Here is a 21,523-nt window from a genome sequence, read left to right as displayed (position 1 = left end):
CCACACCTCGGGGCACTCCCCCCACCTGCCGCCCCCCTCCCCGGCCGGGGGGGGGGGGGGGGGGGGGGGGGGGCCCCGGCGCCCCCCCCCCCCGACCATGAACCGCTCCTACGGCAGGACGATGTGCGCGACGGCTGACGACTGCAGACTGCCCAGCCACACCGTGCCCGAGTGCTCGCGCACCCCGGTGACCATGGAGAACCCCGGGGTGGTCGTCTGCAGGTCGTGCACCGTACGCCCCAGATCGTCGACGGCCTGGACCCAGACGGTGTCGGCGGGTTGCGGCAGCAGCGCGTCGGGCAGCGCCCACACCAGGCGCCGCAGCACCGGCGGGCGGGGCGAGAGCAGGTCGAGCGCCCGGTTGCGCGGTGAGCCCATCGCGATCCAGATCAGGCCGTCGCTGCCGCGGGCGATGTTGTCGGGAAAGCCGGGAAGGTTGTCCACGAGCAGGTCGCTGCGACCGGCGTGCGTGCCGGTCAGCCAGTGGCGGGTCAGCCGGTATGCTCCGGTCTCCGCGACGGCCACGAACGACCCGTCTGCCGCCAGCGCGACCCCGTTGGCGAAGTACAGGCCGGTCAGGACCGCCGTGACCGTGCCGTCCGGATCGCGGCGCAGCAGCCGTCCCGTTCCCGAGTGCTCGAACAGGTCGGCCTTCCAGTGCTCGAGGTCGAACCGGGACGAGGAGTCGCTGAACCAGATGGTGCCGTCGGCGGCGAGCGCGGCGTTGTTGCAGACCCGCAGCGGTACCCCGTCGACGGGTGTGCCGACCGGGACGACTTCCTCGATCGCACCGTCGTCGGGCCGTACGCGCAGCAGGCCGCGGGTCGCGTCGCAGACGACGAGGGTGCCATCGGACGCGGTCTCGATGCCGAGCGGGCGGCCGCCGGTGTCGGCGACGACCGTCACGGCGTCGTCGCGCAGACGCAGGATGCGCCCGTCGGCGAGGCCGGTGTAGACGGTGCCGTCCGGGGCCACCGCGACGTCCTCCGGGCCGGTGCCGGGCAGCGGGTGCAGGACCGGCCGGGGCATCACGACGGCGCCGTGCGGCTGCCGTGCTCGGGCGGGAGCAGCCGGGGGCTGCCAGACGATCGGCCTGATGCGAGGCTTCATGGAACGGTGACGGTAGTCCTCGCCGGGCCCGGATTCAACGCCGCCGTCAGTTGGTCGAGCAGCGGCCGCTGACCTTCGCCGCGGCGGCGGCCCGCGGCCGGGCCTGGCCGCCGGTCCCGAGCGGCGGCGATCCCGGTACGGCATGATCGACTTCCCCGCGCCGCCCCGCCGACCAGCAGTTCCGCCTGGTGCGCATCGGCGGCACCACCCCGACCCCGACCCCGACGGGCACCGGCGGCACACCGCCAGCGCAGCCCGATGCCCGGCCAGTCGCCGGCGACGTCGGCACCCACGACCCCTCGGTCGTCTAGAAACCCGACGGCACCTACCTGCTCGCCGCCACCGGGACCAACCTGTCGCTGAAGACGTCCACCGACCGGATCACCTGGCGCAACACCGGCGCCGTATGGCCCACCGGAGCCTCCTGGACGACCACCTACACCAACGGCGACCGCATCCTGTGGGCTCCGGACATCTCCTACCGCAACGGCCAGTCCTGGGGTGTCCGCGCTGTCGTTCTACCTGGTGCTGCGCCGGTGGTGACTGCGCACCTCACGGCGGCTGATCGGGGAGCGGCTACGCCGGCTGTCAGAAGACCGCTCCCGGGTTGAGGATGCCCAGCGGATCGAGCGCGTTCTTGATCCGCCGGTTGAGTTCGAGCGCGTCCGGGCCGAGATAGTCGGGCAGCCACGCCTTCTTGAGGCGGCCCACGCCGTGTTCGCCGGTGATCGTGCCACCCAGGGCGATGGCGAGGTCCATCACCTGCGCGTAGGCGAGGTGGGCGCGCGCCGACTGGTCGGCGTCCATGGGGTCGAACACGATCAGCGGGTGGGTGTTGCCGTCGCCGGCGTGGGCGATGACGGCGATCGTGACGTCGCGGGCGGCGGAGATCGCCGCGACGCCGCGTACCAGGGCACCGAGTTCCGGTACCGGCACGCCGACGTCCTCCAGCAGCAGCGAGCCCTTCTTCTCGACCGCCGGTATCGCCATGCGCCGGGCGGTGGTGAACGCCTCGCCGGTCTCGGGGTCGTCGGCGGCGAACACCTCGACGGCGTGGTTGGCCCGGCACAGCTCGCCGATGTGCGCGATCTCGGCTGCCGCGTGCGCGGCCGGCTCGTCGGACTGGATGACGAGCATGGCTTCGGCGGTGCGGTCCAGGCCCATCCTGGTGAGGTCCTCGACGGCGTTGATCGACGTGCGGTCCATGAATTCGAGCATGGACGGTCGAATTCCCCGGGTGACGTCCAGGACGGTTCGGGTCGCGTCCTCGAGAGAGGCGAACGTGGCGACCAGGGTGGCCCGCGGCCGCTGCGCCGGGATCAGCCGCAGCACGATGCGGGTGATGATGCCCAGAGTTCCCTCGCTGCCGACGAACAGCTTGGTCAGCGACAGTCCGGCGACGTCCTTGAGCCGGGGGCCGCCCAGCTCGACCGCGGTGCCGTCGGCGAGCACGACGGTGAGCCCGAGGACGTAGTCGCTGGTCACGCCGTATTTCACGCAGCATAGGCCGCCGGCGTTGGTGGCGACGTTGCCGCCGATCGAGCAGAACTCGTACGAGGACGGGTCGGGCGGGTACCAGAGTCCGTGCTCAGCGGCGGCGGCCTTGACCTCGGCGTTGAACAGGCCCGGCTCGACGACGGCGGTGCGCGACGTCGGGTCTACGGTGATCTTGCGCATGCGTTCGGTGGAGACGACCAGGCAGCCGTCCACGGCCGAGGATCCGCCGGACAGGCCTGATCCGGCGCCGCGGGGCACCACGGGTATGCGGTGTGCGGCAGCGAACCGGACCGCGGTCTGCACGTCCTCGGTGCAGGTGGCCCGGATGACGGCGAGGGGAACGCCGGCGTGCGGGTCGTTGGCGCGGTCCCGCCGGTAGGCGTCCATGCGGTCCGGGTCGGCGATGACGCAGTCGGCCGGTAGCGCGGCCACCAGGGGCGCCAGGTCCGCGGAAGCGGTCATGGCGGTCAGCCGTGGCACGTCGGCAGGTGATGGCGGCTGGGGCGTCGCGCTGGGACGGGCTGCGGGACCATCTGGCACCTCCGTGATCGTCACGGTAGTCGCGTGCGCCGTGCCGCCGGGGCGATGGCGTCGGTCCTTCGACTGTATCCGCAAGACCGGCTCCTGCTCACTGATCAGGACCGCTGTGTCATGCCGCAGCCGCCGGGCCGCCACCCCGACGGCGGGCCGGTTGATCTCGTCCGCGCGGGTGGTTCCGGTAGGTCGGCAAGACCGTATGCTGACGCCGTCTCGTCCGAGGAAGGGTTTCTCATGTCGACGCAATCACCGACCGGCCACGCCGCGGACGCCCGCAAGATCGACCGGGGCGATGCGGCGGTCGGGTGCCCGGTGCACCGCGACGCCGACGGCGTTTGGCAGGTGCGCGGGTACGCGGCCGGGCGGGCGGCCCTGCGCAGCACGGACACCGTGCAAGCCGGGCTGGGTGTCGAGAACGTCGACAAGCTCCCCAAGAAGATGCGCCGCCCGGTGCTCTACCGCGACGGGGCCGAGCATCGCGAGCACCGCCGGCAGACCGCGAAGTACTTCACGCCGCGCCGGGTCGACGAGCACTACCGCGATCTGATGGTCCGCATCGCGGACGCGCAGATCGCCCGTCTGCGCCGTGACGGCCGGGCGCAGTTGGCGGACCTGAGTTTCGCGCTGGCCGTCGACGTGGCCGCCGGGGTGATCGGGCTGACGGAGAGCCGCCCGGGTATGGATCGGCGGCTGGAGCGCTTCTTCCCGGAGAAGCCGGGCAGGCCGGGGTTCACCAGCCTGAGCGGGATCTACTGGCTGTTCAGGGGCAACTACAGCTTCCTCGACTTCTACCTGTCCGATGTTCGCCCGGCGGTACGGGTCCGCCGCCGCGAGCGCCGCGACGATCTGATCTCGCACTTGATCGATGACGGTTGCACCAACGGCGAGATCCTTGGTGAGTGCCTGACCTTCGCGGCCGCTGGCATGATCACCACGCGGGAGTTCATCAACGTGGCGGCGTGGCACCTGTTCACCGATGCGCGGCTGCTGGAGCGCTACCGCGGTGGCGACGAGGCCGGCCGGTTCGCGGTCCTGCACGAGATCCTGCGTCTGGAGCCGGTGGTGGGCAACCTGAAGCGGCGGACGACCGCGGCGGTCGAGGTGCCGGGCGACGGTGGAACGGTGACCGTTCCCGCGGGCGAGCTGGTCGATGTCGTGGTCAGCGTGGCCAACGTCGACCCGGCCGCGGTCGGGGAAGATCCGCTGGCGGTGTGCCCGACGCGGCCGGTCGCCGACGGGATGGGAGCCGCGGGTCTGTCCTTCGGCGACGGTCCGCACAAGTGTCCCGGTGCGCACATCGCGATCCAGGAGTCCGACATCTTCCTGAGCCGGCTCTTCTCGCTGGACGGACTGCGGATGGCGTGCCCGCCGCGGGTCGGCATCAAGGAGGACATCTCCGGGTACGAGCTGCGCGATCTGGTGGTGACGCTCGATCCGGCCTGAGGCGCGTTTGCACCTGTGCGGGCGGCCCGACCCGGTCGCTGCCTGGCGGCTCAGGCCTCGGCGACCACGGGATAGAATGTGAAGCCTGCGACGACGGGCCCCTGTGCCAGCCGCTGCGGCCACGGTTCGGCGTCGGGCTCGGTCATCGTCCCCGCGAGCACGGCCCGCGTGGTGTTGCGTCGCAGCCCGAGGATCTGATCGGCCGTGTCGAAGTCGCGGAACAGCGCCGCGACGGGCTCGACGGGTCTGATGCGCATGCAGGCGTGCAGGCACAGGCGGGCCAGGTCCCGGCCGATCGTCGGGTTGCGCACCTGTCCCGCGACGAAGCGGGCGAACCGCCGACTGGTGTCGACATCCTGGTCGGCGACCGCAAGTGTGTCCCCATCGGGCTCGGCCATCCCGAACAGCCCGCCCGGACGGAGCCCGCGACGCACTTCCCGTACCGCCGCTTCCGAGTCGGCCACGTGCTGCAGGGCGCGGTCCACTCGGGCCCGGTCGGCACTGCCGTCGGGTATGGGCAGTTCGCGAATGTCACCCAGCAGCAGCTCCACGTTGGGCCGGCTGGCCAGGCGCCGACGGGCTTCCTCCAGCATCCGGGGCTCTTGGTCCACCCCAATGACTGCATCTCCCCCGCCTACCGCCTCGGCGAGCCGGGCGAGGTCCGTGCCCGGGCCGCAACCGATGTCGGCGAGCGCCTGCCCAGGCCGCAGATCGAGGGAGGTCACGAGTCTCTACTTGTAGTCCAGGCCCACCGCCGTGCCTGCGGCCGCGTCCATGGACGCGGCAGGTCCGGCGCAGCCGTCGCGGCCGAATGTCCTATCTGCTCACTGAAGCACCCGATCATGGCCGATTGAGGGAGGTTCCGTGGAGATCTCGCGGAGTCTCGTGCAGGATCGCAGGTACGTCCGCAGAATTCCTACTTGACCCATAGGGATACTTCGCGGTTACATAGAGCCATGACGCTGGATCGCCGCTGTGGACACGAGTTCCACGCCATCCTGCGGCGTCACATCGACCTGGCGCGGGTGAGCAGCGCCCTGTGTCGCGCGGCGTCCGACCGCTGACACCCGCCAGACCCTGATTCCCGCCCGGGCTGCCATTGCCCAGGGCTTGATCCTGCCTGACTCCATCACGTGCTGCGCACGGCGTACGGCCGTGCGCGGCCCCATCCTGCCTGCCCACGGCCGGCAAAGGAGGCGATGCGCCCGGAGAGAACCGAGTCCCCAGCAATGGCTCGACAAACACGAACGAAGGGAACGCAATAAATGAAGCTCTACACAGCACGCCGCCGCGGACTGACACTCTCCCTGGCCCTGCTCCTGCTGGTCGGGAGCGTGGTCTATGCGGGGCTGCGGTTCGATGAGCGGCCGGCAGCGGCCGCGACGAAGCAACCCAACATCGTCTTCATCCTCACCGACGATCTCAACGAGGACGTCTTTTCGAAGGACGCCGGGCTCCAGACACTGCTGACCAGCCAGGGAACCACGTTCAACAAGCAGTTCGTCGAGCTGTCCCTGTGCTGCCCGTCCCGGACCTCGACGCTGCGCGGCCAGTTCGCCCACAACACGGGGATCTACACCAACGATGCCGCCAGCGGCGGCGGGTTCCAGGGCGTGTACAGCAGCGGGCTGGAGAACTCGACAGTCGCGACCTGGCTCCAGAGCGCCGGGTACCGGACGGGGTTCTTCGGCAAGTACCTGAACGGCTACCCGAACGGGGCGCCGAGCAGCACGTACATCCCGCCGGGCTGGACCCGCTGGTTCAGCCCGAACGGCGGCAGCCCCTACTCCGAGTACAACTACGACGTCAACGACAACGGCACGACCGTCCACTACGGCAGCACGGCGGCCGACTACGGCGTCGACGTGATCTCGCGCAAGCTGACCACCTTCATCACGAACACGACCACCAACTACCCGAACAAGCCCTTCTTCACGTACGTCGCGCCGTACATCCCCCACGGACCGGCGACGCCGCCGCCCCGCTACGAGGGCATCTACCCCAACGCGAAGGCGCCGCGGACCCCCTCCTTCAACGAGGACGACGTGAGCGACAAGCCGGCGTGGATCCGCAGCAAGGCGAAGCTCACCCAAGCCCAGATCGACAGCATCGACGCCTTCTACGAGAAGCGCCGGGAATCGCTGCGGGCGGTCACCGACCTGGTCCAGGACACGATCGACACCCTGCGTGCCCAGGGAGTCCTGGACAACACCTACATCGTCTTCACCTCCGACAACGGCTTCCACCAGGGGCAGCACCGGCTGAACTCCGGCAAGAACACCGCCTTCGAGGAGGACCTCAACGTCCCGCTCGTCATCCGGGGACCGGGCGTGCCAGCCGGCGCGGTCGTCAACAACTTCACGCTCAACGTCGATCTCGCGCCGACCTTCGCCGAGCTGGCCGGGGCGACGCCGCCCAGCTTCGTCGACGGCCGGTCGCTCGTACCGTTCCTGCATGGGGTGACACCGTCGCGGTGGCGGCTGGCGTTCCTGAACGAGCATGCCGGACCCAGCACCCTCAACACGAACACCCAGAACAACCTGCTGGAGCCGCAGGATCCCGGTGACGCGCAGGCGCTGGCCAGCGGCGGCGCCCCCGTCTACGTCGGGCTCAGGGCCAAGCCCGACACGCTGGGCACGCACGGAGCGTTGAACTACGTCGCCTACAACACAGGCGAGCACGAGCTCTACGACCTGTCCGTGGACCCGGCCCAGCTCGACAATTCGTACGGCGGCGCGAGTCTGACCCTCAGGCAGCGGCTAGACACGTGGGTGGCCGCCCTGAAGAACGCCTCCGGCCAGGCGCTGCGTGACGCGGAGGAGAACCCACCGCAGTAAGCAACGCCACGCTCGTCAGTGGCCGGGCGGGGACAGGCAGGACGCCTGTCCCCGCCGGTCACGTCAGAGTTGGTCACGGGGTGTGCTGCCGCTGCACGACGCGACCGGACCGTCGGGGCCGAACCGGCTCGGGGCGGGCCGCCTGGCCGGCCCCGGGCCGTCAGCTGAGGTAGGGCCCGCTCAGCGTCGCCGGACGCGCGGAGTCCAGCTCCTGGATCGCCCTGCGCAGACCGCAGTCGAGGGCGGCCGCGATCGAGGAGACGCCACCGGCTGGCCGCATCCTGCCGAGGGTCTCAGCCGTGACCTTGTCGAGCATGATCGTTCCGACGCTGTTCGGCGGCTTCGGCCGCTTCTCCCGAACCACGCTGTCGTCTCCTTCGACCACCTGCTGACGCACGACCCGCACCGTCCCGGTCGCCGAACCGAAGTCCTCCCACTTGATGCCCGCCAGCTCGCCGCGGCGCAGCCCGGTCACCAGCAGCAGCCGCCGCATCGCATACAGGCGGTCATCGTGTACGTACGTAAGGAAGGTGGCAGCGAAGCGGCAACCCCGCACCACCCCGGTGGGCAAGACGGGGACCGTCGGCCGGCAACGGCCGACGGCAACCCGGGCGCTCACGAGAGTCCACTCAGTTGCAACGGCGTTGGTACGCTTCGCGGATGCGTGACCTGCATACGCTGCGCGAGGCACTTCCCGGCCACTGGCGGGTCCTGGCGACGACCTTCCCGATGTGGCTGTCGGGGCGCCGGCTGCAACCGACGTTCCGGTACGGGCTGCTCCCAGGCGAACCGTTCGCGCTCAGCGACGAGGTCTCCTACCGCACCCGCAGGGGCGCGACGAAGCGGATCGTCGGCGTCGACCGGTTCGACCCGCGCTCCGGGGCGTTCACCTGGCGCGGGCGGGGTCTGCTGCGCGTGCTCAGCAGCCAGTGGCAGGTGGAGCACCTGAGCGATGACCGGAGCCTGGTCGTGCTCTCGTTCGCACGGTCCTTGGTCACCCCGGCGGGCCTGGACGTCATCGGACGGGGCAGCGGGGAGCACCCGAACGCCCGAGAACGCATCCCCGCAGAGGTCCTCGTTCCGGACCTGCACTGGTTTTCCTAGCAACCGTGCCGGAGGATTCCGTACGTGACCGTAGGCCCACTGCCGCCGCTCGCCGCGGGTGTTCCGTTGCTGGGCAACGCGTTGCGGATGATGGGAGACGTCCAGCAGTTCTTCGTGGACACTTACCGGGATCTGGGCCCGGTGTTCCGGGTGCGGGCCCTGAACCAGTCCTTCGTCATCATGGCTGGGGCGGCAGCCAACCGCTTCCTGCTCGAACACGGCGAGAAGGTGTTCACCAGCGAGGAGAGCTTCGGCGGGCTCGACCGGGAGTTCGGCATGCGGGTCCACGTACTGCACGGCCGCCCGCACCGGCATCTGCGCGGGCTGCTCGCCACCAGCCTCTCCCGCGACCTGCTCGCCGCCCGCTGGGAGCCCGTCGCCGCCGAGACCGAGCGGATCCTTGACGGCTGGGCGAACCGGCCCGCGCTGCCCGTGGTCGACGCGTGCCAGCGGCTCGCGGCGGCTCAGCTGTCCATCGCTTACACCGGGTCGAGTTCCGCCTCCCAGTTCGAGACGCTGCGATCGGCCTTCGAACTCGTCCTCGACGTCACCGTCGCCGGGAAATGGCCAGCCGCGACACTGCGGTGGCCGGCCTACCGCAGGGCGCGGGCCGCGATCCACCAGTTCGCCCGTACTGCGCTCGCCGAGCGGGCGGCCAGGCCGCGACACGGGATCCCCGACCTGCTCGACCAGGCACTCGACGCGACCGACGAGCACGGTGCACCGTACCCGCTCGACGTGCGGGCGGGGATGGCGTTGCAGGGCTACTTCGCAGGCGTCAACACTGTCGCCTACCTCTACAGTTTCATGATCGACGTACTGCTGCGCAACCCAGCCGTGCTCGCTCGGGTCACCGACGAGGTCGATGCCGCACAGCGCGGCGGCCCGCTCGTCTTCGACCGGCTCCGCGAGCTACCTGCCCTGCACGGCCTGGTGATGGAGACGCTGCGGGTCCACCCGCCGGCGCCCGGCTCCGCCCGGACCGCGGCGCAGGCGTTCGACTTCGGCGGCTGCCGCATCGAACAGGGGCAGCGGGTTCTCGTCGCCACGTGCGTCACCCACCACCTGCCCGAGCACTTCCCCGACCCGCAGCGGTTCGACCTCGACCGGGACTTCACAGCTGGGCGGAAGGCAGCGGTCTATGCGCCCTTCTCGGTGGGCGGCCACACCTGCCTCGGAGCAGGGATGACCCAGGTGCTGTCGGTGGCGACGGTCGCGATGCTGGTACGCAGGCTGCGCCTGTCTCCGACACGACCGGGACGGCCACTGCGGATAACGGCCACGCCCGGCCCGAACCCCGGCAGGCGGTTCAGAGTGTCCGCCTCGCGGCGCCAGCACTGACGCCTCGACAGGTCCAGGCCGGCCATCAGTCACCCTGGCCCGACCTCACCCCGCACAGGCTCGGCGTGCTGCTGCGGGAGTTCGACATCCGATCGGCAGGCAACATCCGGTTCCCCACCGGGCAGGCCTAGGGCTACACCCGTTGGAGTCCAGGCCCTTGGGCGCGGGTTTGTTGATGGCGGCGAAGAAGCGGATCGTGGAGGTGTTCAAGCGCTCGGCGGCAACGCCTGTCTGTCAGCGGGCCCGGCCGGCGGCCACGACGAGTCCCAGCACCGCGGCCCAACGTTGCGGGACCCTGCGCTGGGCACGTGCGCACGCTGCACCGTCGTTACCAGTAGGGCGGTGTTCGCCGGTGCGTGCAGGGGCTGACGCAGTGCCCGCTGCACCTCATCGCTGTGCAAGACCAGATGGTCAGCCGTCCCGGCCCCGCCGCACCGCCCCGCAGACTGCACCTGGTCTTCGCGGTCTGGATCACCCCTGAACAGCGCGGCGAACTCGCGCTCGTGGAGCAAGACGACCTCTCCCCCGGCGCGATCGTCAAGACCCTCGACGACTACGACTTCTCCTTCCAGCCCGATCTGGACCCGCGCAAGATCAAAGACCTCGCCACGCTGGCGTTCGTCCAGGCCAAGGCCAACGTCGCGCTCCTGGGACCACCGGGGGTAGGCAAGACTCACCGGCTGGCACCGCCACGTCACCCTCGTCACCGCCGCGCACCTGTTCATCACCATGCTGCGACACGACCCAAAAGCGGATGCGCCGGCCTGACCCTCTACAAGGTCATACGCGAGCTGCAGCGACTCCTCGCGACCTGGACCGGCGCCTGCCTCACCTGCCACCAACCCGTGAAACCGATACATCGAAACAAACGACACAGAACCTAACAAAGCACTACTAGTGCCCGGAGCGCCCTGGGCACGGGCCTGTTGGTGTTCCCAGCCGAGACCGCGTCGCGTGGTGGTCAGGGTCCCGACCTTGCGGCTGGGCGTGGGTGTCACAACACGCGGTGCACGGTAGCGCACAACGGCTGTTCTATCCACCATGGACAGATGGTGACCCAGGCTAGCGCAGCATCTGGTTTCGATACATCAACCAGCACAGTCGCACTATGAGGTCGTCGATTCGGTTTTCACTTATTCCAGTGCCGTCCCACAGTTGCACGAATTGATCTTTTTTGTCTGTATCCGTGAAATAGTGCGGGGCGGGGCTGCCGTCGAGTGAGGCAACCACGATTCTCCCGTTACCCACCTCCCTTATGTAGAACTGGACCATGCTGCTGCCCTGGGCGCGACGGCTATCTAGGACCACCATATATCCACCGCGGGACATTCCCGCCTCCATCGGCGAGTCATCCGGAAAATCGTCCCTAAGGTTGACGATGCCATCCGAGCCCAGCCACACATCGAACGACCGTTGCTCCATGTGTGATGCCACGTATAGAGCGGCGTCGCGGTCACGATTGGCATGGCTCAGGAATACACTGAGGTTTGTACGCCCCTTCCTGTCGAGGTCTAACGCATTCCTGTCGGGATCCCAGAGGTAAACCGCGAGCCCAGCTCTAATGGCGATCTCTCTTTCGAACGCCACCCAGAACGACGCCCGGGAATGCTCGCCGCTAAGAATTATTAGCCCACTGCAGCTACGTATCACCTCCATGAGCGGTGTGCTCACGAACTCGTGTGGATCAACCATAATCGGGGGAAACACGACTGGCTGCGCCGGCGCGGGCAAGAGTCTAAGCAACTGCTCTCTTTCATCCGACTCCCGGTAAGAGTGCGAGATGAAGTAGCGCCCTGCCGGTATGTCGGTTACCTTCACGGCACCATAGGGTAGCAGCGGCACGCCCCAGCCAGCCGTCCCCCGGCGCCATGGCGAGCTTCTTCGGGACTGTGTGACAAACGGCTCAGGTGCACATTCGGTGGTGACGGTCGGTAGCGATCATCCATGTTGGATACTCGCTCGGGTGTGAAGCTGATCAACTTGTCAGTGTGGTGTTCGCCGGTTTGTCGCCGCTGGTCCTGGAGGAGGTCGTGGACGAGGGCGCGTGGATCAGGATCCGGGCACGCACGAGAGCCCATGCGGTGCCTTGCCCTGACTGCGGCACAGCTAGTGGGCGTGTGCACGGCTATCACGAGCGGACCGTGAACGACTGCGTCGATGCGCGCCGGGTGACGATCGTCGTGACCGTGCGTCGGCTGGTCTGCCCGACGAACGGGTGTCGGCGAACGTTCCATGAGCAGGTGCCCGGTGTGCTGGAGCGCTACCAGAGACGTACCCCCGCCCCTTGCCGGGCAGGTCGGCGCGGTGGCCAGGGAGCTGGCCGGGCGGGGGGCCGCACAGCTGCTGTCAACCCTGGGCGTGGACCTGTCGCGGCACACGACCGTCCGGGTCCTGCTACAGATTCCCGTCGCACAGCTGCCGGTACCGAGGATGCTGGGCGTCGATGACTTCGCGTTGCGCCGACGCCACCGCTACGCCACGGTGCTGATCGACGCCGAGACGCGCCAGCGCGTCGATGTGCTGCCCGACCGCAGCGCCGACACCCTCGAAGCATGGCTGCGGGCCCATCCCGGTGTTGCGGTGGTCTGCCGCGACGGTTCGGGTGCCTACGCCGAAGCGGTCCGCCGCGCACTGCCCGACGCCGTGCAGGTCGCCGACAGGTGGCATCTGTGGGACAACCTCGGCAAGGCCGTGTTGAAAGAGGTCGCCGCGCACAGCTCCTGCTGGGCCAAAGCTTGTCCACCGCAGGACGGCCCGCGCGCACAGACCACCCTGCAACGTTGGCACCAGGTTCATGACCTACTCCAGCAGCGGGTCGGTCTGCTCGAATGCGCGCGAAGGCTGAACCTGTCGCTCAACACCGTCAAACGCTACGCGCGCGTGGCGGAACCCGAACGTCTCCAGCGTGCGCCGCAGTATCGGCCCACCCTGGTCGACCCCTACCGCGATCATCTGCGGCAGCGTCGCAGCCACGACCCCGCGGTCAGCGTGCTGCGGCTGTTCGAAGAGATCAAAACGCAGGGCTACAAGGGCAGCCTCAACCTGCTCTACCGTTACATCACCCAGGGCCGGGTCGAAGGCGACCGGCCGTCCATCTCGCCCCGCCGCCTGGCCCGGCTCCTGCTCACCCGCCCAGACGGGCTCACCGACAAGCAGCGCGCCGTCCGCAATGATCTCGTCACCGCCTGCCCCGAGATGATCGACCTGGCCGAGCTCATCAGCTCGTTCGCCGGCCTGCTACGGCCGCGGGAGGACAACAGCCAACGGCTCGACGCGTGGATCGCCTCCGCCCGAGCGGCCAACCTACCCTGCCTGCACTCCTTCAGCCGCGGCCTCGACCAGGACCGCGACGCCGTCCACGCGGCCGTCACCCTGCCCTATCACAACGGCGGGACCGAAGGAGTGAACACCAAGACGAAGCGGATCATGCGCCAGATGCACGGCCGAGCCGGCTTCACCCTGCTACGCCATCGCATTCTGCTGAGCTGACCTCACGGCCGGTCACCACCGAATGTGCACCTGAGCCGTTAGCTGCACAGACCCAGGCATGAAACTACCCAGCCCACCCCGACGACCCCACGACACGCCGACCTAACAAAGCACTACTAGGCCATGTGCACGTCCACGCGTACCTGGCTGTGCACGCAACCCCATACGCCGACAACGGGTGTAGACCCCAGCCCACGCTGGATCACCAGCGACGGACCTAGCGGGATCGGCAAGACCACCACCGCGGCGGCACTCGAACGGGTGCTCACCGCCGAAGGCCACCACGTCCTGCGAACGCAGCAGCCATCACGCTCGCCGTTGGGCGCCTATGTCCGCCACACCCTACGTACCCTCGACGGGCTGTCCCTGGCCTGCGTCATCACCGCCGACCGCTACCAGCACGTACACAGCTAGATGCTGCCCGCCCTGGCCAGCGGGCACGCCGTCATCTGCGACCGCTACGTCGCCTCCCTCGCCCTGACACGCTGCGCGGAGTCCAAGAACAGGTCATTTGGGATCTCCACACGAGCCTGCCCCGGCCGGACCTCGCGGTGATCCTCTTCAACGGCCCGGACGCGCTGGAAACCCGAATAGCCGCGCGTGTGCCGGACAGTCGCCGGCAAGCCGAGCCGGGCAACGCCAGCCGCGAAATCCGCGCCTACCAGGCAGCCGCCGCCACGCTGGCCGCCATGGGCTGGCCACCGCTACAACTCCACACCGACCACGCGCCGGCTGCTGCCCTCGCCGACCGTACCGCCAGCATGCTGGACTCCCGATCCCCAGCCCACGCGATTCTCGCGCTTTCACGGAAGCGCCCAGCCCAATAAGTCCGCCGGCGGGATGATCTAGCGACGGCGGATCGCCGCAGTGCGACGTGGGGCATGGAGATCCCCGACCCAACCAAGCGTTCCTGTATTGATGTTCGTCTATCAATACTCGCCCAGTCAAGGGCTCTGTGACTGAACCATTACGGTCCGGCAGCTTGGGATGCCCTAGCCTTCGGCTGCTGCCGAGCGGCGAGGTAGCGCCACGGTAACCCTGAGTCCGCCTTCTTCGCCCGGTGCCGCTGTGACAGTGCCGCCGTGGGCCCGCACGATCGACCGGACGATGGCCAGGCCGAGGCCGGTGGAGCGGGTGTCGGCGGTGCGTTCGGGTGCCAGCCGTTGGAATGGTTCGAAAAGTCGTTCGACGTCGGCCGTAGGAATCACGGCTCCGCTGTTGCGGACGGTGATGGTGGCGTGATCGGCGGTCGTACCGGTCGTCACGTGGAGGGAGCCGCCGGGCCGGTTGTGGCGGATAGCGTTGTCGACGAGATTGCGGACGAGGCGTTCGAGCAGGACCGGGTCGCCGTTGACGGGTGCGGAGCGCAGGTCCGTGGTGACGTCAAGCTCGGCGTGCTCGGCTTCGGTGTCGGTCTCGCTCACCGCGGCCGCCGCCGCAATCGCGAGGTCATGCGGTTCGTCGGCGATGACTCGGCTATCGCTTCGGGCAAGCGCAAGCAAGCCGTCGAGCAGCCGTTCGGCCCGGCCTGTGGCGGTCAGGACATCGTGGCCGGTTGCCTTCCATTGAGTGAGCGTGCTGTCTCGCCTGGTCAGCAGCACCTCAACCCCCGTACGGACGATCGTGAGGGGTGTGCGTAGTTCGTGTGAGGCGTCGGCGACGAACCGGCGCTGGCTGTCGAAGGACGCCTGGAGGCGGGCCACCATGTCGTCGAAGGTGTCAGCGAGTTGTTTGATCTCGTCGTGGGGTCCGGTGAGGGCGATCCGTTCGTGTAGCCGGTCTTGAGAGATCTGCCGGGTCGCGTCGGTCAGGGTCTGCAGCGGGCGGAGCATCCGGCCGGCTACGATCCAGGACACACCGAACCCGAGCACTGCCGTGACGGCCAGCGCCGATGCTGAGGTGGCTACCGCGTCACGCATCGTGTCGTTGCGTCGCTGGGCCATCATGGCCAGCTGGAGTTCGTAGGTTCGGAGCTTTTCGTCGACCTTGGTCGGCAGCGCTTCGGTTCCGCGTATGACGACCTCCGCACTGGCGATCTTGGGCGGATCGACCTGGGCGTACAGGCTCTGGTAGAGCAGCATGTAGTTGAGTCCGAGCAGCGCCGCACTCGCACCTACGAGCACGACTGTGTAGACGATGGCCAGACGCAGCCGGATCGAGCGACGCTGCCAACCCGTTTTCACAGCCGGTACCCCGCGCCCACGACCGTCTCGATGAGCGACGGTTCACCGAGTTTGCGGCGCAGCCGGGCGATCGTGACGCGTACCGTGCCGGTGAACGGGTCCGCGTGCTCGTCCCATGCCCGTTCCAGGAGGTCCTCGGCGCTGACCACGGCACCGTCGGCGCCCATGAGGATCTCCAGCACGGACAGTTCCTTGGTGGTCAGCGGGATGATGCGGCCGTCGCGGGTGACGATCCGCCGGGCGGTGTCGAAGGAGATACCGACGCGGTACAGAACGCGGGGGGCGTTGTTGGCCCGTCGGGCCAGTGCCCGAACACGTAGCACCAATTCCTCGAAGAGGAACGGCTTGGGCAGGTAGTCATCGGCGCCGAGGGTGAGCCCGGCAACCCGGTCGGCCGCCTCCCTGGCTGCGGTGAGCATGAGGATGCGGGCGCTGGTGTCGGTGGCGAGCAGTGCGGTGCAGACCTGGTCGCCGTGCAGCAGGGGCAGGTCGCGGTCGAGGACCACGACGTCGTAGCGGTTCGCGCCGGCTTTATGCAGGCCGTCCAGGCCGTCATGGGCGATGTCCACCGCCATGCCGCGGTCTCTGAGGCCGGCAGCGACCTGTACGGCCAGTAGCGGCTCGTCTTCGATCAGCAGCACTCGCACCGGCCCGTCCTTCCCGCCACCAGCAGTTTCGACGCTGGGACGTTACACCAGCGTTACACGGGCTGTAACTGTGCTGTTGCGTCATCCCTGCTCGACTGATCCGGCCGAACAGAGGAGGCACAGATGAGATTGAGACAGCTGACCGTTGGACTGTTACCGCTGCTGATGCTCACGACGGTCGCGTGCGGCACGTCCGACGACGGTGTAGGTGTGGCCTCGGTGAGCGGCGCCGGCGCGCCCAGCGCGACGCCGAGCGTCAGTCGGCAGAGCCAGCTGGTCCGGTATGCCCAGTGCATGCGCGAGCAGGGTGTGCCGATGGCCGATCCGCAGGTCGAGGGCGATGTCGTCCGGGAACCGCGGATCGAGCAGGGCTTCGACAAGGGCAAGGCCGACGCTGCCGCGCAGGTGTGCCAGCAGTACCGGCCGCCCCGGCTGACCGGGCCGGAGGTCGAGGCGAAGACCGAGTTGGTACGCCAGTTGGCGCGGTGTATGCGCGAGCAGGGGGTGGAGACCTACCCCGACCCCGACGCCGAGGGCAGGACCCGCATCGACGAGGCGACTGGTAGCGACCCGCAGTTCGCGCAGGCGAAGCAGGTCTGCGACGCGCGGATCGCCGCGATGCTGGCCTCGCTGCGGCCGGGCTCGTGAGCCGCCGCAGCGGGAGGGCAGTAGCGGTCGTCGGTGGGGGCGTACTCGCGGCCGGGGCGACGGTCGCGGCAGCGATCGGGTTCGGCGGCGCCGGCCCGGACACTCCCACCGCAGCCGGCCTGCCGCCCGCAACCGCCCAGGTCACCCGCCAGACGATGCTGGACACCGACGACGCTTACGGCAACCTCGGCTACGGCGTCACGTACATGCTGGCGGGCCGTACTCCCGGCGTCATCACCAGGATGCCGCTGCCCGGCGACGTCATCGCTCGGGGCCGGTCGATCTACCGCGTGGATGACACCCCGATCGTCCTGATGTACGGCGACGTCGCCGCATTCCGCACGCTCGGACCGGGTGTCACCGGTGCCGACGTACGCCAACTCGAAGTGAACCTCAGAGCGCTCGGCTACACCGGCTTCACGGTCGACGACCAGTACACGGCCACCACCGCTGGGGCGGTGAGGCGCTGGCAGAAGGCGCTGGGCCTGCCCCGGACCGGCCGGGTCGACCTGGGCCGGGTCGTGTTCGCCGCGGGTCCGATCCGAGTCGATGCCGTTGCGGCGGGGGTGAACGAGTCCACCGGCGACGGGCACGAGGTGCTCCGGTACACCGGAACCGGTCGTCAGGTAACTGTCGAGCTGGAGGTGTCCAAGCAGCGGCTGGCGCGTACGGGGGTGGCGGTGCGGATCCAGCTGCCCGACGGCACGCAGGTGGCCGGGCGAGTGGAACGGGTCTACACGGTGATCGACCAGCCCAGCGACGGTGACGCGCAGCCGCAGACGTGGATCGAGGCCGTCGTCTCGCTGGCCGACCCGACGGCGGTCGCGCAGATCGAGGCGGCCGTGGTCACCGTGGTCTTCACCGCCGACGAACGCCGCGATGTACTCAGCGTGCCGGTCGCGGCATTGGTGGCGTTGGCGGAGGGCGGCTACGGCGTCGAGGTCGTCGACGGAACTGTGACGCACTATGTCAGGGTGCAGACCGGCCTGTTCTCGCAGGGCCGGGTGGAGGTCACCGGTGACGGACTCACAGAGGGCATGACCGTGGGGATGCCACAATGATCGAGCTGACCGACGTGACGAAGGTGTACTCCGGCGATGTCCGGGCCTTGGACGGGGTGACACTGAGCATCGAGCACGGCGAGTTGGTGGCCGTGGTCGGTCCCTCGGGCTCAGGCAAGTCGACCATGCTCCACATGCTGGGCACGCTCGACCGCCCCACCTCCGGCCGGGTGGTCGTCGACGGCCATGACATCTCGCAGCTGTCCGACGGGCAGCTGTCGGCGTTGCGGGCCCGGCGCATCGGCTTCGTGTTCCAGCAGTTCCATCTGGCCGCCGGGGTCGCCGCCCTCGGGAACGTGGCAGACGGGCTGCTGTACTCGGGCGTACCGGTCAAGGAACGCAGGCGTCGCGCACAGGCGTCGCTGGAACGGGTCGGGCTCGGGCAGCGGCTGGACCACAAGCCGCACGAGCTGTCGGGCGGCGAGAAGCAGCGGGTCGCAATCGCCCGCGCGGTGGTCGGCGAACCGGCGCTGCTGCTGGCCGATGAGCCGACGGGAAACCTGGACACCGCCGCCGGGCACGGCGTCATGGCAGTCCTGCGGGAGCTGCACACGGCCGGCACCACGGTAGTGATCATCACCCACGACCGTGACCTGGCCGCGGGACTGGACCGGCAGGTGCATATGCGCGATGGCCGGGTGACGTCATGACGGCCCCGCGCCTGACGCCGGCCCGGATGGCAGTCCGTGACGTCGCCAGTGTCGGTGCCGCCGGACTGCGGACACGACCAACCCGGGCCCTGCTGGCCGCGCTGGGTATCGCCATCGGTATCGCGGCGATGGTCGGGGTCGTGGGCATCTCGTCGTCCTCCCGTGAGCAGTTGAACCGCCAGCTCGCCGCGTTGGGCACGAACCTGCTGACCGTGTCGCCGGGACAGACCATCCGCGGGCAGGAGGCCAAACTGCCACCGGAAGCCGAGGCGATGATCGCCCGCATCGGACCCGTCACCACGGCATCGGCCATCGCGACCATCGACAACGCCAAGGTGTACCGCTCCGACAAGATCCCGCGAGTGGAGACCAACGGACTGGCCGTGTACGCCGCACGGCTGAACCTGCCGCAGACCGTCGGGGCCGGCATCCGCAGCGGAACGTGGATCAACGCTGTCACCGCCCGGTATCCGGCAGCGGTCCTCGGCGCCGACACGGCTCGCCGACTGGGTATCGGCCGCCCCAGCCCGCAGACCGAGATCCTGGTCGGCGGTGAACGGTTCACGGTGGTCGGTGTCCTCAACCAGGTCACCCTGGCCCGCGAACTCGACACCGGCGTACTGATCGGCTGGGACATCGCCACCGAACTGTTCGGCTTCGACGGCAGCGCAACCACCGTCTACGCCCGCTCGCGCGACAGCCAGGTCGAGGCGGTGTACCGGGTCCTGGCCGCAACGACCAATCCGCATTCGCCCGGTGACGTCACTGTGTCCCGGCCCTCGGACGCCCTGGCCGCGAGCCGAGCAGCTGACCTCACGCTTAACGGGCTGCTGCTCGGGCTGGGCGCGGTGGCACTGCTGGTCGGCGGGGTGGGGGTCGCCAACACAATGGTGATCTCGGTACTGGAGCGGCGGTCCGAGATCGGACTACGCCGGTCGCTGGGCGCGACACGGGGTCAGATTCGCCTACAGTTTCTGGCCGAGTCGCTGCTGTTGTCCGCGCTCGGCGGCGTCGGCGGAGTGTTGCTGGGGATCGTCGTCACCGCCGGATATGCCGCATATCAGAGGTGGCCTGCTGTCGTACCGGTCTGGGCCTCTTCGGGAGCGCTCGTCGCGACCTTGTTCATCGGCGGCCTCGCCGGTCTGTATCCGGCGATCCGGGCGGCTCGGCTGTCCCCCACCGAGGCACTGGCCGCACCGTGACCGGGCTCCGGCGCCACCGCCGGACCAGAACCGACCGACCGCCCAGGCGGACACGACCCCGCCGGTGCGACCGGACGCGGTCTAGGGGGTCGACACTGCGATCTGCCCGTTTGCCGGAGACATGTCGTAGGCCGCACCGTGTCTTCGATCGCGGTGCGGCCCACGATACGGCCCGCATAGTGTCGGGTGTTCGTCTAGTTCTCCGTCAGGACGCGGCCTTGACAAACTCGGTGGTGAAGGTCTTGGCCAGGTCGATCGTGGTGGCGGCCTGCAGGTCCGGGTTCGACGCCTTCAGCACGTCTCACCGCCACCGCCGCGGGCCTGCTCCCGGCGCTGACACTCACCGAGCGGCGGCGCACGTTCACCCTCGCGGCGCTACTGGGGGCCAGCCGTCGCCAGATGACAGGGTTCGTCGCCGCCGAAACCTCCGCGGTCGGGTTGCTGGCGGCGCTGTTCGGGGCGGGCACAGCGGCGGTGATCACCGCGGTGCTGCTGGCGGCGCTGACCGGGGTGTTCGACCCGCCACCGGGCCACCTCTACGTCGCCTGGACGTACCTGGCCGTGGTCGCAGTAATGACGGTGGTCGGCCTCTGCGCCGCCGCGGCCATCACCGTCGTGCGATGTGGGCGCATCGACACCAGCGTCATCCGCCGCGACGCCGGCTAACGCGCCGACGGCCTGCGGATCACGTCGCGGGCCACCAGTTCCAGCACGACGATCACCGCGATCGTCTCGGCGGCCAACAGCCCTACCAGCACCAGCAGCTGGGTGGCGCCGGCCTGGATCGGGCCGGCGCCGCCCAGCAGCACCCCGACGAACGCGCCGGGAAGCGTCACCAGGCCCACGGTCCGGGTCTGGTCCAGCGCCGGATGCAGCGCCTGCCCCACATACGGCCGGCACAGCTCCCGTACCGCGTCCGGTTCGGTGAACCCGAGCGCCAGCAGGGCCTCGTACTCACCGCGCCGCACCGTCAGGTCTTCCATGATCCGGCGGCCGGCCAGCGACGTCGCCGACATCGCTCCGCCGATGAGGATCCCGGCCACCGGCACCACCGCAACGGTCTGCCATGGCACCGTCCCGGCCGCGACGATCAGCGCCAGCACCGGCGCGAGCCCTGCCATGATCGCTGCGGCCGCCCACCAGGCGCTGCGGTCGCGGCTGATCCGCCGGGCGCTGGTCACCGATGCCACGATGATCATCAACAGGACGAATGCCGCAGTAGCACCCCACGTCCGCAGCACCCACGTGATCAGCAGTGACACGACCGCCAGCTGCACCGCCGCCCGCACGCCCGCGCCGACGACAGCCCGCGACACCCGCAGTCCGGCCAGCCGGGCGCTCACCGCCGCCGCCGCGCACAGCACGACCAGCACCACCCCGAACGCCGGGCCGATCAGGATCGAAGCGCCACCCACGGTCCCACCATCCCACCTGCACCTGCGACGGCGGTGCGCCATCTGCGAATCGGCCGGATACGGCACGGCCGTTGGTCGATCGGCTGTGACAGTACCGCCGGGGCCTCGGGCGGCGGCGGTGCCGATCAGCGCGAGCCCACCGACGCCGGCGGACAGGTACGCGGGCTCGGGCCGCCGTGGTCGGGCAGCTCCCACGGCACGGCAGCCGGAAAGTAGCTGTCGAGGAACACAGCGAGCAGCTGCACGTGGCGGCCGGGTAACGGCGTCGACACAGGTCCGGGTGGTCTAGACGTTCCTCAACGCTTTCTCAGCCGGCGATTCCTACGGTGACGGCAAACAGCGAGGAAGCAGGTGGCACG

General features: G+C 69.3%; 21 protein-coding genes and 2 pseudogenes. 14 read left to right on the top strand and 9 right to left on the bottom strand.

Translation table 11 applies throughout. From position 1 onward, the window contains the following. Window positions 1-108: 108 nt before the first annotated feature. From KUA19_RS30425 to KUA19_RS30415, 3 genes are all read right to left on the bottom strand, one after another. The gene (locus KUA19_RS30425) at window positions 109-1,110 is read right to left on the bottom strand and encodes an SMP-30/gluconolactonase/LRE family protein (protein ID WP_254550322.1); all 1,002 of its coding nucleotides are present in this window, start codon (window positions 1,108-1,110) and stop codon (window positions 109-111) included. Window positions 1,111-1,156: 46 nt separating this feature from the next. Further along, window positions 1,157-1,306 carry a hypothetical protein gene (locus tag KUA19_RS30420; RefSeq protein WP_217401442.1) on the bottom strand — a complete coding sequence of 50 codons (150 nt, stop codon included), beginning with the start codon at window positions 1,304-1,306 and terminating at the stop codon, window positions 1,157-1,159. A gap of 392 nt (window positions 1,307-1,698) precedes the next feature. After that, complete coding sequence (locus KUA19_RS30415; RefSeq protein ID WP_217401440.1) at window positions 1,699-3,069, bottom strand: FAD-binding oxidoreductase; 1,371 nt, start codon at window positions 3,067-3,069, stop codon at window positions 1,699-1,701. A 309-nt stretch (window positions 3,070-3,378) separates the two neighbouring features. Between KUA19_RS30415 and KUA19_RS30410 the strand changes: the two genes are divergently transcribed. Continuing rightward, a complete protein-coding gene (locus tag KUA19_RS30410; protein ID WP_217401438.1) occupies window positions 3,379-4,587 on the top strand; it encodes a cytochrome P450 in 1,209 nt (402 codons plus the stop codon). A gap of 50 nt (window positions 4,588-4,637) precedes the next feature. Here KUA19_RS30410 and KUA19_RS30405 read toward each other — a convergent pair whose 3' ends face one another. Further along, window positions 4,638-5,312 carry a methyltransferase domain-containing protein gene (locus KUA19_RS30405; RefSeq protein WP_308167731.1) on the bottom strand — a complete coding sequence of 225 codons (675 nt, stop codon included), beginning with the start codon at window positions 5,310-5,312 and terminating at the stop codon, window positions 4,638-4,640. Between the two features lie 231 nt (window positions 5,313-5,543). Here KUA19_RS30405 and KUA19_RS45055 point away from each other — a divergent pair, with 231 nt between their 5' ends. Then, window positions 5,544-5,651 (top strand): putative leader peptide, encoded by a 108-nt coding sequence (locus KUA19_RS45055; protein WP_372451889.1) that lies wholly within the window; start codon window positions 5,544-5,546, stop codon window positions 5,649-5,651. Between the two features lie 201 nt (window positions 5,652-5,852). Then, entirely contained in the window at window positions 5,853-7,424 is a 1,572-nt protein-coding gene (locus KUA19_RS30400; protein ID WP_217401436.1) for a sulfatase family protein, read from the top strand. A gap of 160 nt (window positions 7,425-7,584) precedes the next feature. Here KUA19_RS30400 and KUA19_RS30395 read toward each other — a convergent pair whose 3' ends face one another. Then, on the bottom strand, window positions 7,585-7,917 hold the full coding sequence (locus KUA19_RS30395; protein ID WP_217401434.1) for a site-specific integrase: 333 nt from the start codon (window positions 7,915-7,917) through the stop codon (window positions 7,585-7,587). A gap of 167 nt (window positions 7,918-8,084) precedes the next feature. Between KUA19_RS30395 and KUA19_RS30390 the strand changes: the two genes are divergently transcribed. From KUA19_RS30390 to KUA19_RS45050, 3 genes and pseudogenes are all read left to right on the top strand, one after another. After that, window positions 8,085-8,528 carry a hypothetical protein gene (locus KUA19_RS30390; RefSeq protein ID WP_217401432.1) on the top strand — a complete coding sequence of 148 codons (444 nt, stop codon included), beginning with the start codon at window positions 8,085-8,087 and terminating at the stop codon, window positions 8,526-8,528. Window positions 8,529-8,552: 24 nt separating this feature from the next. Further along, window positions 8,553-9,869 (top strand): cytochrome P450, encoded by a 1,317-nt coding sequence (locus KUA19_RS30385; RefSeq protein WP_217401430.1) that lies wholly within the window; start codon window positions 8,553-8,555, stop codon window positions 9,867-9,869. A 407-nt stretch (window positions 9,870-10,276) separates the two neighbouring features. Continuing rightward, window positions 10,277-10,486: pseudogene (locus KUA19_RS45050) on the top strand (ATP-binding protein); the annotation flags it as partial. A 445-nt stretch (window positions 10,487-10,931) separates the two neighbouring features. On the opposite strand, the gene KUA19_RS30375 reads toward KUA19_RS45050, so the two are convergent. After that, the gene (locus KUA19_RS30375) at window positions 10,932-11,687 is read right to left on the bottom strand and encodes a toll/interleukin-1 receptor domain-containing protein (RefSeq protein WP_217401428.1); all 756 of its coding nucleotides are present in this window, start codon (window positions 11,685-11,687) and stop codon (window positions 10,932-10,934) included. Between the two features lie 122 nt (window positions 11,688-11,809). Between KUA19_RS30375 and KUA19_RS30370 the strand changes: the two are divergent. The 3 genes and pseudogenes from KUA19_RS30370 (at window position 11,810) to KUA19_RS30360 (ending at window position 14,185) form a co-directional block, all read left to right on the top strand. Then, window positions 11,810-13,358: pseudogene (locus tag KUA19_RS30370) on the top strand (ISL3 family transposase). 123 nt (window positions 13,359-13,481) lie between these two features. Beyond that, window positions 13,482-13,772 carry a nucleoside/nucleotide kinase family protein gene (locus KUA19_RS30365; protein ID WP_217401426.1) on the top strand — a complete coding sequence of 97 codons (291 nt, stop codon included), beginning with the start codon at window positions 13,482-13,484 and terminating at the stop codon, window positions 13,770-13,772. A gap of 137 nt (window positions 13,773-13,909) precedes the next feature. Next, the gene (locus KUA19_RS30360; protein ID WP_217401424.1) at window positions 13,910-14,185 is read left to right on the top strand and encodes a hypothetical protein; all 276 of its coding nucleotides are present in this window, start codon (window positions 13,910-13,912) and stop codon (window positions 14,183-14,185) included. Between the two features lie 165 nt (window positions 14,186-14,350). Here KUA19_RS30360 and KUA19_RS30355 read toward each other — a convergent pair whose 3' ends face one another. Further along, complete coding sequence (locus KUA19_RS30355; RefSeq protein ID WP_308167729.1) at window positions 14,351-15,541, bottom strand: sensor histidine kinase; 1,191 nt, start codon at window positions 15,539-15,541, stop codon at window positions 14,351-14,353. Beyond that, window positions 15,538-16,188: a response regulator transcription factor gene (locus KUA19_RS30350; RefSeq protein WP_217401422.1), complete on the bottom strand. Its 651-nt coding sequence runs from the start codon at window positions 16,186-16,188 to the stop codon at window positions 15,538-15,540. The genes KUA19_RS30355 and KUA19_RS30350 overlap by 4 nt, the downstream gene beginning before the upstream one ends. A 123-nt stretch (window positions 16,189-16,311) precedes the next feature. Between KUA19_RS30350 and KUA19_RS30345 the strand changes: the two genes are divergently transcribed. The 5 genes from KUA19_RS30345 (at window position 16,312) to KUA19_RS30325 (ending at window position 20,415) form a co-directional block, all read left to right on the top strand. Continuing rightward, window positions 16,312-16,836, top strand: a complete 525-nt coding sequence (locus KUA19_RS30345; protein WP_217401420.1) for a hypothetical protein — start codon at window positions 16,312-16,314, stop codon at window positions 16,834-16,836. Next, a complete protein-coding gene (locus tag KUA19_RS30340) occupies window positions 16,833-17,897 on the top strand; it encodes a peptidoglycan-binding protein (protein ID WP_217401418.1) in 1,065 nt (354 codons plus the stop codon). Before KUA19_RS30345 ends, KUA19_RS30340 begins: the two co-directional genes overlap by 4 nt. Continuing rightward, window positions 17,894-18,547: an ABC transporter ATP-binding protein gene (locus tag KUA19_RS30335; RefSeq protein ID WP_217401416.1), complete on the top strand. Its 654-nt coding sequence runs from the start codon at window positions 17,894-17,896 to the stop codon at window positions 18,545-18,547. Before KUA19_RS30340 ends, KUA19_RS30335 begins: the two co-directional genes overlap by 4 nt. Then, a complete protein-coding gene (locus tag KUA19_RS30330; protein ID WP_217401414.1) occupies window positions 18,544-19,749 on the top strand; it encodes an ABC transporter permease in 1,206 nt (401 codons plus the stop codon). The genes KUA19_RS30335 and KUA19_RS30330 overlap by 4 nt, the downstream gene beginning before the upstream one ends. 321 nt (window positions 19,750-20,070) lie before the next feature. Next, window positions 20,071-20,415: an FtsX-like permease family protein gene (locus KUA19_RS30325; RefSeq protein ID WP_308167733.1), complete on the top strand. Its 345-nt coding sequence runs from the start codon at window positions 20,071-20,073 to the stop codon at window positions 20,413-20,415. Here KUA19_RS30325 and KUA19_RS30320 read toward each other — a convergent pair. Next, entirely contained in the window at window positions 20,412-21,164 is a 753-nt protein-coding gene (locus tag KUA19_RS30320) for an ABC transporter permease (protein WP_308167728.1), read from the bottom strand. The two genes, KUA19_RS30325 and KUA19_RS30320, sit on opposite strands and share 4 nt — an antisense overlap. Window positions 21,165-21,523: the final 359 nt, after the last annotated feature.

Source organism: Catellatospora tritici, from assembly GCF_019083965.1.
GTDB lineage: Bacteria > Actinomycetota > Actinomycetes > Mycobacteriales > Micromonosporaceae > Catellatospora > Catellatospora tritici.
The sequence above is the reverse complement of the archived record's forward strand: the minus strand, read 5'-3'. Positions and strand labels throughout refer to the sequence as shown.

Coding starts and splice junctions, on each gene's coding strand:
- KUA19_RS30425 (WP_254550322.1), bottom strand. CDS start 1,110: ATGAAGCCTCGCATCAGGCCGATCGTCTGGCAGCCCCCGGCTGCTCCC.
- KUA19_RS30420 (WP_217401442.1), bottom strand. CDS start 1,306: ATGCGCACCAGGCGGAACTGCTGGTCGGCGGGGCGGCGCGGGGAAGTC.
- KUA19_RS30415 (WP_217401440.1), bottom strand. CDS start 3,069: ATGACCGCTTCCGCGGACCTGGCGCCCCTGGTGGCCGCGCTACCGGCC.
- KUA19_RS30410 (WP_217401438.1), top strand. CDS start 3,379: ATGTCGACGCAATCACCGACCGGCCACGCCGCGGACGCCCGCAAGATC.
- KUA19_RS45055 (WP_372451889.1), top strand. CDS start 5,544: ATGACGCTGGATCGCCGCTGTGGACACGAGTTCCACGCCATCCTGCGG.
- KUA19_RS30400 (WP_217401436.1), top strand. CDS start 5,853: ATGAAGCTCTACACAGCACGCCGCCGCGGACTGACACTCTCCCTGGCC.
- KUA19_RS30395 (WP_217401434.1), bottom strand. CDS start 7,917: ATGCGGCGGCTGCTGCTGGTGACCGGGCTGCGCCGCGGCGAGCTGGCG.
- KUA19_RS30390 (WP_217401432.1), top strand. CDS start 8,085: ATGCGTGACCTGCATACGCTGCGCGAGGCACTTCCCGGCCACTGGCGG.
- KUA19_RS30365 (WP_217401426.1), top strand. CDS start 13,482: ATGTGCACGTCCACGCGTACCTGGCTGTGCACGCAACCCCATACGCCG.
- KUA19_RS30345 (WP_217401420.1), top strand. CDS start 16,312: ATGAGATTGAGACAGCTGACCGTTGGACTGTTACCGCTGCTGATGCTC.
- KUA19_RS30335 (WP_217401416.1), top strand. CDS start 17,894: ATGATCGAGCTGACCGACGTGACGAAGGTGTACTCCGGCGATGTCCGG.
- KUA19_RS30330 (WP_217401414.1), top strand. CDS start 18,544: ATGACGGCCCCGCGCCTGACGCCGGCCCGGATGGCAGTCCGTGACGTC.